Here is a 9,916-nt window from a genome sequence, read left to right as displayed (position 1 = left end):
AGGGTTTACGGCGTCTCCCGCAACCGGACCCACCCCGCCATCCCACGGATAGCCCACTGTTGCTGTTGCTTCGGCTGTTGCTGTTGCTTCGGCTGTTGCTGTTGCTTCGGCTGTTGCCGTTGCGTCTGCGGGTGCAGGGCGCAGCCCTGCAGACAACACCCCTTCCCTGAGCATTCCGCGTAGTGGTTTGAGCGCCGCGCACACGTCGGCCACGGCACGCTATGCGGCAACGGAACCGCCCGTCGTCCACCGAGAACCACCATGACCCTGCGTCCCCTGCCGCTGCGCGGCGCCCTGCTGCTGGCCCTGTCATCCCTGCCGCTGGCCGCGTTGGCCGAGGCCACTTCGCCCGCCCCCACCCAGCAGGTACCGGGTATCTATCACCAGCGCGTCGGCGCCCTGCAGGTCACCGCCCTGTTCGACGGTGTGGTCGCGCTCGGCCGGCAGGAAGTGGTGGACGTGCCACCGACGCTGGTCAGCCGGCTGCTGGAAGGCCGCTACGTGCCGGAAGACAAGAAGGGCTTGCAGACCGCGATCAATGCCTTCCTGATCCGCCAGGGCAACCACCTGACCCTGGTCGATACCGGCACCGCGCAGTGCTTTGGTCCTGGCCTGGGCCAGGTGCTGGGAAACCTGCGCGCCTCTGGCGTGGACCCGGCCGAGGTGGACGAGGTGCTGCTGACCCATGCCCATCCGGACCACCTGTGTGGGGTGCTGGACGCACAGGGCAAGCCGGCCTACCCGAATGCCACGGTGTGGCTGTCCAAGGCCGATGCCGACTACTGGCTCAACCCGGCCAGCGAGGCCACCGCGCCGAAGGGCGTGCGTTTCGCCTTCCCGCTGGCGCGCAACGCGGTGGCGCCGTACCAGGCCAGTGGCCACCTGCACACCTTCAGCCCGGGCGATACCCTGCCCGGCGGTGCGGTAGCGATGGATACCCATGGTCACACCCCTGGCCATGTCTCCTACCGGTTCGACAGCCAGGGCCAATCACTGCTGGTATGGGGCGATGTGCTGCACTTCCACGCGGTGCAGTTCGCGCACCCGGAAGCGGCGTTCGAGGCCGATTCGGACCGCAAGGCAGCCATCGCCAGCCGTCGCGGCCTGCTGCAGCAGGCCACCGCCAACGGTTGGTGGGTGGCCGGTGCGCACCTGCCGTTCCCGGGCCTGGGCCATGTGCGTAGCGAGGGAAACGCCTATGCGTGGGTGCCGGCGGAGTATTCGCCGTTGAAATGAGGTGCCGACCACGGTCGGTGAGGTTGCCGGCCAGCGGCCGGCACTACCAGCAGGCAGATCGATAGCGCCCGGCTGCCAGCCGGGCGACCGGAGCGCGTTATTCCAGGCCCAGCCAGCCGCCGACCACGCCGCGGGCTTCTTCCACGCCGGTGCGGTCCTCGCCGGAGAACACCTGCACGCTGACGCTGTCGCCATAGGCCGAATGCAGCTCCTTGCGCACCTTCTGCAAGGACTGCATCTGCTGGCTGCGGCTGAGCTTGTCGGCCTTGGTCAGCAGTGCGTGTGCCGGCAGGCCACGCTGCACGGCGTAGGACAGCATCTGCCGGTCGTAATCCTTCAGCGGGTGACGGATGTCCATCACCACCACCAGGCCCTTCAAGGCTTCGCGGGTGCGGAAATACCTGTCGATGAAGGCCTGCCAGTGCGCCTGCAGATCCAGCGGCACCTTGGCGTAACCGTAACCGGGCAGATCGACCAGATGGGCGTCCGGGGTGATCTGGAAGAACACCAGCTGCTGGGTGCGGCCAGGCGTCTTGGAGACCCGGGCCAGGCTGTTCTGCCGGGTCAGCGCGTTGAGCGCGCTGGACTTGCCGGCGTTGGAGCGACCAGCAAAGGCCACTTCGGCCCCTTCATCGGGCGGCAGCTGCCCCATATTGTGGGCAGAGAGGTGGTATTGGGCGCGTTCGATGAGCAATGACATGCCTATAGGATCGCATGTTGCGGCGCCGCGCGCCCGTGCCGGCGGCCTTTGCGGGCATTTTGCTGCACTGCTGCGTTGACCGTGCGCGGAAACGCCGTTGATAATCCGGGCGATGCCGGCGGCCACCGCCCGGCCCGGTCCATACGGAGCTTTAGCATGCGCCACGCTCGCGTTCTTGCCGTATCCGCCCTTGCCACTGCTGTAGTCGTTACCGCTGCTGCGTTCGCGCAGACCACGTTGACCCCGCTGCCCGACAACGGGCCGATCAACACCGCCTCGCTGGAGGTGGACTTCAGCAAGACCCACTGGGGCGATGCCAAGGCCGGCCAGACCAAGGCATCGGCCTGCGCGGCCTGCCATGGCGTCGACGGCAATTCCACGGTGGAGATGTACCCGTCCATCGCCGGCCAGAGCGAGCGCTATGTGGCCCAGCAGATGGCCCTGATCGCCAATGGCCAGCGCAGCTCCGGTGCGGCGGTGGCGATGGTACCGTTCGTGCAGAACCTCACCCCGCAGGACATGCGCGATATCGGTGCGTTCTTCGCCACCCAGAAGGCCACCGCCGGCATCGCCGACGACACGGCGGTCACCGAAGGCCCCTACAAGGGCATGAAGTTCTACGAGATCGGCCAGCAGCTGTACCGCGGCGGCGATGCCAAGCGCGGCCTGCCCGCCTGCATGGCCTGCCACGGCCCCAGCGGCGCCGGCAATCCCGGTCCGGCCTATCCGCATCTCGGTGGCCAGCACGCCAGCTATGTCGCGCGGCGCCTGCAGGAATACCAGGCCGGGCAGACCCATGAGACCGACAAGGCGCACTTCCAGATCATGGCCACCGTCGCGCAGAAACTGAGCGAGCAGGAGGTGCAGGCGCTCTCGAGCTACCTGCAGGGCCTGCACAACAAGGCCGATGACGTGGCTGCCGCGCCTGCGCCGGCACAACCGGTCGCCGCCCCCTGACCACCATTGGTCGGCCCGGGCCGCCACCACGGCCCGCGCCTGCGGTATGTTTCCTTCACGCCGGCGACTGCGCCGGCGTTGCTTTTTTCAACGGAGATGCGTGTCGATGAGGTTGATTTCCCGCCTGCTGTTGTCCCTGCTGGTCCTGCTGCCGCTGGCAGTCAGCGCCGCCGCCCCTGCCAACGCGCCGCTGGTGGAAGGCAAAGACTACGAGCGCATCGCCCAGCCGGGTCCGTTCCAGCCGCTGGCCGGCAAGATCGAAGTGGTCGAGATCTTCGGCTACACCTGCCCGCACTGCGCTCATTTCGAACCGCAGCTGGAAGCCTGGGCGGCCAAGCTGCCGGCCGACGTGCGCTTCACGCCGGTCCCGGCCGCCTTCGGTGGCGCCTGGGACGCCTGGGCCCTGGCCTACTACGCCGCCGAGCAGGTGGGCGTGGCCAAGCGCAGCCATGCGGCGGTCTTCAAGGCCCTGCACCAGGAAGGCACGCTGCCGATGCAGAACGTTTCGGCCGATGAGCTCGCCAACTTCTACAAGGCCTATGGCGTGACCCCGGACCGCTACCTGCTGGCCCTGCGTGGTGATGCCGTGCAGAAGAAGGTCGACGCCGCCCGCGCCTTTGCCCAGCGCACCAGGATTCCGGGCACCCCGGCCATCATCATCAACGGCCAGTACCTGGTGCGTGGCAACAGTTTCGATGACCAGCTGCGCATCGCTTCGGCGCTGATCGCCCAGGCCCGCGCCGCTCGCGGCCGCTGAACCAATACACACCATCGACACGGCGCTGTCGCCGCCGCATGTCATCATTTCCCTCTGGCCGGCACCGGTTGCCGGCCCCACCTTTCCAGATGCTGGAGACGTTTCCATGAAGATCCGTTACGCCCTCGCCCTCGCAGCGCTGCTGCCGATCCTGGCCGCCTGCAAGGCCGACGACGGCAGCACCAACACCACCGCCGCCCCGGCCGAGCCGGCGACCGCCCCGACCACCACCGAGCCTGCCGCTCCGGCGGCTGGCGCCGAGGGTGCTGCCCCGGCCACCTCCGAAGGCGAGAAGGCTCCCGCTGAAGCTGCACCGGCCGCCGCACCGGCACCGACCACCGCCGCGCTGACCGGCCCGGCTCCGGTGGAAGGCGCCGACTACCAGGTGATCACGAACGGCCAGCCGTTCCAGCCGGCCGCCGGCAAGATCGAAGTGACCGAGATCTTCGGCTATGTGTGCCCGGCCTGCGCCGCGTTCCAGCCGCTGGTCGGCCCGTGGAAGGCCGGCCTGCCGAGCGACGTGAACTTCGTCTACGTGCCGGCCATGTTCGGCGGCACCTGGGACAACTACGCCCGCGCCTTCTACGCCGCGCAGACCCTGGGCGTGCAGGAGAAGACCCACGAAGCCCTGTACGCTGCCATCCATTCGCAGAAGACCCTGAAGGGCGAGCGCGGCACCGATTCGGTTGACGACATCGCCAAGTTCTACGGTGCCTACGGCGTGGATCCGAAGCAGTTCGCCGCCACCATGGGCAGCTTCGCGGTGAATGCCAAGACCAACTCGGCCAAGCAGTTCGCCCAGCGCAGCCAGATCACCGGCACCCCGTCGATCATCGTCAACGGCAAGTACCTGGTGAAGGGCAAGAGCTTCCCGGACATGCTGCGCATTGCCGACCACCTGATCGCCCGCGAGCGCGGTGCGGCCCAGGCTCACTGATCCAAGAGAAGCGTTTCCTGGCCGTGAATTCCCCCCGTACACGGACCCTGCGCTTGCTGACGGCCAACATCCAGGCCGGCTCAAGTACCCGCCGCTACAGTGACTATGTGACCCGCAGCTGGTCACATGCGCTGCCGGCGGGTCGCAAGCGCAGCAGTCTTGACGCGATCGCCACTCTGGCACGCGAACACGACATCGTCGGCCTGCAGGAGGCCGACCCGGGCAGCCTGCGCTCGGGCTTCACCAACCAGACCCACTACCTGGCCCAGCGCGCCGGCTTCAACTACTGGAGCCACCAGCCGAACCGGCGCATGGGCGGGGTTGCGTCCAGCGCCAATGGCCTGCTGAGCAAGCTGGAACCGGTGGAAGTGCAGGACCACGCCCTGCCCGGCCGCATCGGCGGGCGCGGCGTGCTGCTGGCCAAGTTTGGTGAGGGTGAGGAAGGTCTGGCGGTGGCGGTGGCCCATCTGTCACTGGGTGCCGGCTCGCGGATGTCGCAGCTGGGTTTCATCGCCGAGCTGCTGTCTGACCACCCCAACGCCGTGCTGATGGGCGACTTCAACTGCCTGGCCGAGCGGCCGGAAATGCAGGTGCTGTACCAGAAGACCCGGCTGCAGCCCCCGGGCTGCATCGTGCCGACCTTCCCCAGCTGGCGCCCCGACCGTGCCATCGACCACATCCTGGTCAGCAGCGGCCTGCAGACCCGCACCGTGGAAGCCGTACCGGCCGCGTTCTCCGACCACCTCGCGCTGGCAATGGCGATCGACGTCCCGGCCGACGCCCTGCGCTGAACGCTCCTGGTAGGTGTCAACCTTGGTTGGCACGCTGCTCTGGTGGGTGCGGACAGCCGCTCTGGTGGGTGCGGACCGTTGGTCCGCACGCTCTCCGCCGCGCATGGCCCGGCGCTACCCGGCCTGCACCACCGGCACCTTCAGGCGCCGCGCGGTCATCGTGCTTCCCACCGAGGCCAGCACCGTGCAGCCGATCGCCAGCCACTGCAACCCGTGCAGGTGCTCGTGCAGCAGCAGCATCGCCCACAGCGCGGCCACCGCCGGTTCCATGCTGATCAGGATGCCGAACGTCTCCTTCGGCAGGCGCTTGAGCGCCATCATCTCCAGCGACATCGGAATCGCGCTGGACACCAGCGCCACCAACAGGCCGGCTGCCAGGATCTTCGGGTCCAGCAGCGCGGCGCCGGCATGCACCACGCCCACCGGCACCACCACCAGCGACGCGGCCAGCAGGCCCAGCGAGACCGAATGCCCGGCGTGCAGATGACCGGCACGCTTGCCGAACACGATGTACAGGCCCCAGCACGCCGCTGCGCCCATCGCATACATCACGCCGGCCGGGTCCAGCGCCGGGCCGCCACCCAGCGGCAGCAGCAGCAACAACCCCACCACCGCGCAGCCCACCCAGACAAAATCGATCGGTCGTCGTGACGACAGCATTGCCACCGTCAGCGGCCCGGTGAACTCGATGGCCACCGCAATGCCGAAGGGAATGGTGCGCAGGGCCATGTAGAACAGCAGGTTCATCAGGCCCAGGGTGAGCCCGTAGCGCAGGATGGTGATCGCATCCACGCGGCTGGTCTTCCAGCGCCACGGCCGCCAGAACAGCAGCAGCAACAGCGCCGAAAAGCCCACGCGCAGCGCGCTGGTGCCCTGCGCGCCGATCAGCGGGAACAGGTGTTTTGCGTAGGAGGTGCCGATGGCCAGCGAGGTGACCGAGCCAAGCACCGCCAGCGCCGGCAACATCGGCGCAAGTCGTGAGGTCTGCATGGGCAAAGTCTATTGCGCCGGCGCCGAGCACTTGGCTCAATTGACAGCCCGTTCGTGCAACTTCTACTCGCCATGGCCACCGCCCCCGTGCTCGACAGCTTCGACCGCGCCATCCTCGACCTGCTGCAGCGGGACAACACCCTGCCACAGCGCGAAATCGCCGAGGCCGTACACCTGTCTACCCCGGCCGTGCAGCGCCGCATCAAGCGCCTGCAGGACAGCGGCGTGATTGCAGCGAATGTGGCGGTGGTCGCCGCGGCCAAGGTGGGACGGCCGTTGACCATCATCGTCGAGGTGCGCGTGGTCAGCGAGCAGCGCGAACGCGTGGCGCCGTTCAAGCACCGCGTGCAGGACGACCCTGCCGTGCAGCAGTGCTACTCGATCACCGGCGACGGCGATTTCCTGCTGCTGCTTTCGGCGGCGTCGATGGAGGAGTACGAAGCGATCACCGAGCGGTTGTTCGGCGGCGATGACAACATCGAACGCTTCCGCACCTCGGTGGCACTGGGCACGCTGAAGCGGAATTTCGAGGTGCCGCTGCTGGCGGTTCTGTAGCGTCGAGCCATGCTCGACTGCCTTTTGACCGCAAAGCTGAAGCAGTCGAGCATGGCTCGACTCTACACTTCGAAACCATGAGTACACCGTCCTCCCCTGCCCACCGCCTGCGCCGCTGGTTCCTGCGCGGCCTATGCCTGACCATTGCCGTCGTTGCGATGATGGCGTTGTGGAACAGCCCCTGGGCCGCCGCACCGAAGATGATGTGGACCCTCGCGCGGATGCCTCCGGCCACGCAGCTGCCGGTGCCGGTGGACGGCATCCGACCGCGCCAGATTGCCGATACCTTCGGTGCGCCGCGTGGCCGTGACCGCTCCCACGCCGGCATCGACATCTTCGCCAAGCGCGGCACGCCAGTACGCAGCGTCACTGCCGGCGTCATCGCGGATGTCAGCGATCGCGGCCTCGGCGGCCGCCAGGTGTGGGTGATCGGGCCCGGACGGGAACGCTACTACTACGCGCATCTGGAGGACTGGGCCGACGGTCTGGCGCGTGGCCAGGTGGTCCAGGCCGGCGACCTGCTTGGGCATGTCGGCGACAGCGGCAATGCCAAGGGCACGCCTCCCCACCTGCACTGGGGCATCTACGGCTCGAACGGCCCCCGCGACCCGTTGCCGCTGCTGCGCTGACCGCCATTGCGCACCCGCGCACCGATCTGTTCATGATTTGTAAATGGGAATAGTTCGTATTACCATTTCTTTCGATTCCGGTGGTGCCAGGACGGCCTGCCCGCCCTTCCCCCACCCGTAGCGCATCGCCTCCTGGATGACGGCCAAACGCGCGTGCTTGTCCAGGACTCCCATGACCCGTCCCGCCTTCCGTACCCTGCAGCCGCAGCGGCTGTCCGTTGCCGTGCTTGCTGTTCTCTGTGCCGTGGCTCCGGCCGCCTTCGCCGACACCGCCGCCGACCCGACCACGCTGGACAAGGTCGTCGTCAAGGGCGAACGCGCCGAAGGCTACTCGGTGCGCCGCACCTCGGCCGGTACCCGCTTCGACCTGGCACCCCGCGAGATCCCGCAGTCAATCAGCATCATCAGCCACCAGCGCATCGAAGATCAGAAGCTGGACGACATCATCGACGTGCTGGCCAACACCACCGGCGTGACCAGCACCCAGTCCGACAGTGAGCGCACCGAGTTCTATGCCCGTGGCTTCTACATCGATGCCTACCAGTTCGATGGCCTGCCGACGCAGATGGTGCAGAACTGGAGCTACGGCGATTCCGGTCTGGACCTGGCGCTGTACGACCGCGTTGAAGTAGTACGCGGCGCCACCGGCCTGCTCAGCGGCGCCGGCAATCCGTCGGCGTCGGTGAACCTGGTGCGCAAGCATGCCGACAGCGCCGAGCTGACCGGCAGTGTTTCGGTGAACGTCGGCAGCTGGGGGCGCACCCGCACCACCGTGGACGTGGGACGCGCACTGAACGCCAGTGGCAGCGTGCGCGGCCGCGTGATCGGCAGCTACCTGGACACCGATGGCCAGATGGACCGCTACAACCAGCGCAAGACACTGGGCTATGCCGTCATCGATGCCGACCTGACCCCGGATACGCAGCTGAGCGTGGGTTACGACTACCAGCAGAAGCGCGCCAACGGCGCGACCTGGGGCGGCTTCCCGATGTGGTACGCCGACGGCAGCCCGACCAACTACCCGACCTCGTTCAATCCGTCGCCGGACTGGACCTACTGGGACACCACCAGCAAGCGTGCGTTCGCCACCCTGCAACATGCCTTCAGCAACGGCTGGAAGTTCAAGATCGGCGCCACGCATGACCGCACCAAGGCCGACGACAAGCTGTTCTATCCGGCCTACACCGCGTTCAACAAGACCACAGGCGCCGGCATCACGCCGATGGCCGGCTTCTACAACACCGAGCGCAAGGTTGATGGCATCGATGGCTACATCGACGGCCCATTCCAGCTGTTCGGCCGCGAACACCAGTTCATGGCCGGCCTGAGCTACAACAAGCGCGAATTCACCAACTACGGTGACTTCCAGCCGGATTCCACCGATCCCAATGCCCAGTACCTGCCCCTGGCCAGCTACTTCGGCTGGACCGGTGATTTCCCGCAGCCGAACTGGCGACCGCTGAAGCTTGCCAGCCAGGGCACCATCACCCAGAAGGCCGGCTATGCCGCCGCGCGCCTGTCGCTGGCCGATCCGCTGAAGCTGATCATCGGCGCGCGCTACACCGACTGGAAGAGCGAAGACGAAGGCAACGACCGCTCGCACAAAGTGACCACGCCGTATGCCGGGCTGGTCTACGACATCAACGATACCTACTCCGCCTACGCCAGCTATACCGAGATCTTCCAGCCGCAGACGCTGCGCAACAAGCAGGGCCGCTACCTCGATCCGGTCGATGGCAAGAGCTACGAAGTGGGCGTCAAGGGCGCGTGGTTCGACAACCGACTGAATGCATCCGTGGGGGTGTTCCGCATCGAGCAGGACAACGTTGGCCAGGCGACCATGGACAAGGTCGACGGGCAGTTGAACGAGACCGCCTACATCGCTGCGCGCGGTACCGTCAGCCGTGGCTTCGAGTTCGAAGTGAATGGCGAACTGGCACCCGGCTGGAACGCGACTTTCGGTGCTTCGCGCTACGTGGCCAAGGACATCAACGGCGCCGACATCAACACCAACCTGCCGCAGACCGCGTTGAAGCTGTTCACCAGCTACACCCCGCAGTCGCTGCAGGAATTGACCGTCGGTGGCGGTGCCAACTGGCAGAACCGCATCTACTACGCCGCACCGGTGGTCGGTCGCTTCGAACAGGAAGGCTATGCACTGGTCAGTGCCTTCGTGCGCTACCGCATCTCGCCGGAGTTCAGCGTGCAGGCCAACCTCAACAACCTGCTGGACAAGAAGTACTACTCGCAGATCACCGGCTACGGTGCCTACGGCGACGGCCGCAATGGCTCGCTGACGTTCACCTGGGCGTTCTGATCCAACCGGCGTCTGTAGAGTCGAGCCTTGCCCGACTCCATCACACA

At 66.9% G+C, this 9,916-nt stretch carries 10 protein-coding genes; 8 read left to right on the top strand and 2 right to left on the bottom strand.

What is annotated here, in order from left to right:
* Positions 1 to 261 precede the first annotated feature (261 nt).
* Complete coding sequence (locus ABR323_RS21140) at positions 262 to 1,236, top strand: MBL fold metallo-hydrolase (protein ID WP_439450714.1); 975 nt, start codon at positions 262 to 264, stop codon at positions 1,234 to 1,236.
* A 97-nt stretch (positions 1,237 to 1,333) separates the two neighbouring features.
* Here ABR323_RS21140 and yihA read toward each other — a convergent pair whose 3' ends face one another.
* Positions 1,334 to 1,936 carry a ribosome biogenesis GTP-binding protein YihA/YsxC gene (yihA, locus tag ABR323_RS21135; protein WP_135275086.1) on the bottom strand — a complete coding sequence of 201 codons (603 nt, stop codon included), beginning with the start codon at positions 1,934 to 1,936 and terminating at the stop codon, positions 1,334 to 1,336.
* Positions 1,937 to 2,092: 156 nt separating this feature from the next.
* Here yihA and ABR323_RS21130 point away from each other — a divergent pair, with 156 nt between their 5' ends.
* The 4 genes from ABR323_RS21130 to ABR323_RS21115 all read left to right on the top strand — a co-directional run bounded on the left by ABR323_RS21130 (position 2,093) and on the right by ABR323_RS21115 (position 5,378).
* Positions 2,093 to 2,893 carry a c-type cytochrome gene (locus ABR323_RS21130; protein ID WP_439450713.1) on the top strand — a complete coding sequence of 267 codons (801 nt, stop codon included), beginning with the start codon at positions 2,093 to 2,095 and terminating at the stop codon, positions 2,891 to 2,893.
* Positions 2,894 to 2,999: 106 nt separating this feature from the next.
* A complete protein-coding gene (locus tag ABR323_RS21125) occupies positions 3,000 to 3,650 on the top strand; it encodes a thiol:disulfide interchange protein DsbA/DsbL (protein WP_439450712.1) in 651 nt (216 codons plus the stop codon).
* 106 nt (positions 3,651 to 3,756) lie between these two features.
* Positions 3,757 to 4,587: a thiol:disulfide interchange protein DsbA/DsbL gene (locus ABR323_RS21120; RefSeq protein ID WP_439450711.1), complete on the top strand. Its 831-nt coding sequence runs from the start codon at positions 3,757 to 3,759 to the stop codon at positions 4,585 to 4,587.
* A gap of 53 nt (positions 4,588 to 4,640) precedes the next feature.
* Complete coding sequence (locus ABR323_RS21115) at positions 4,641 to 5,378, top strand: endonuclease/exonuclease/phosphatase family protein (protein WP_206141100.1); 738 nt, start codon at positions 4,641 to 4,643, stop codon at positions 5,376 to 5,378.
* Between the two features lie 114 nt (positions 5,379 to 5,492).
* On the opposite strand, the gene ABR323_RS21110 is transcribed toward ABR323_RS21115, so the two are convergent.
* The gene (locus tag ABR323_RS21110; protein ID WP_135275091.1) at positions 5,493 to 6,368 is read right to left on the bottom strand and encodes an EamA family transporter; all 876 of its coding nucleotides are present in this window, start codon (positions 6,366 to 6,368) and stop codon (positions 5,493 to 5,495) included.
* Positions 6,369 to 6,440: 72 nt separating this feature from the next.
* Here ABR323_RS21110 and ABR323_RS21105 point away from each other — a divergent pair, with 72 nt between their 5' ends.
* The 3 genes from ABR323_RS21105 (at position 6,441) to fhuE (ending at position 9,869) form a co-directional block, all read left to right on the top strand.
* Positions 6,441 to 6,923, top strand: a complete 483-nt coding sequence (locus tag ABR323_RS21105) for an Lrp/AsnC family transcriptional regulator (protein WP_439450710.1) — start codon at positions 6,441 to 6,443, stop codon at positions 6,921 to 6,923.
* A 77-nt stretch (positions 6,924 to 7,000) separates the two neighbouring features.
* Positions 7,001 to 7,552 carry a M23 family metallopeptidase gene (locus ABR323_RS21100; protein WP_439450709.1) on the top strand — a complete coding sequence of 184 codons (552 nt, stop codon included), beginning with the start codon at positions 7,001 to 7,003 and terminating at the stop codon, positions 7,550 to 7,552.
* A gap of 172 nt (positions 7,553 to 7,724) precedes the next feature.
* On the top strand, positions 7,725 to 9,869 hold the full coding sequence (gene fhuE, locus ABR323_RS21095; protein ID WP_439450708.1) for a ferric-rhodotorulic acid/ferric-coprogen receptor FhuE: 2,145 nt from the start codon (positions 7,725 to 7,727) through the stop codon (positions 9,867 to 9,869).
* The last annotated feature ends 47 nt before the right edge of the window (positions 9,870 to 9,916 follow it).

This window comes from Stenotrophomonas sp. ATs4 (assembly GCF_051861585.1).
Classification (GTDB): domain Bacteria; phylum Pseudomonadota; class Gammaproteobacteria; order Xanthomonadales; family Xanthomonadaceae; genus Stenotrophomonas; species Stenotrophomonas maltophilia_AS.
The sequence above is the reverse complement of the archived record's forward strand: the minus strand, read 5'-3'. Positions and strand labels throughout refer to the sequence as shown.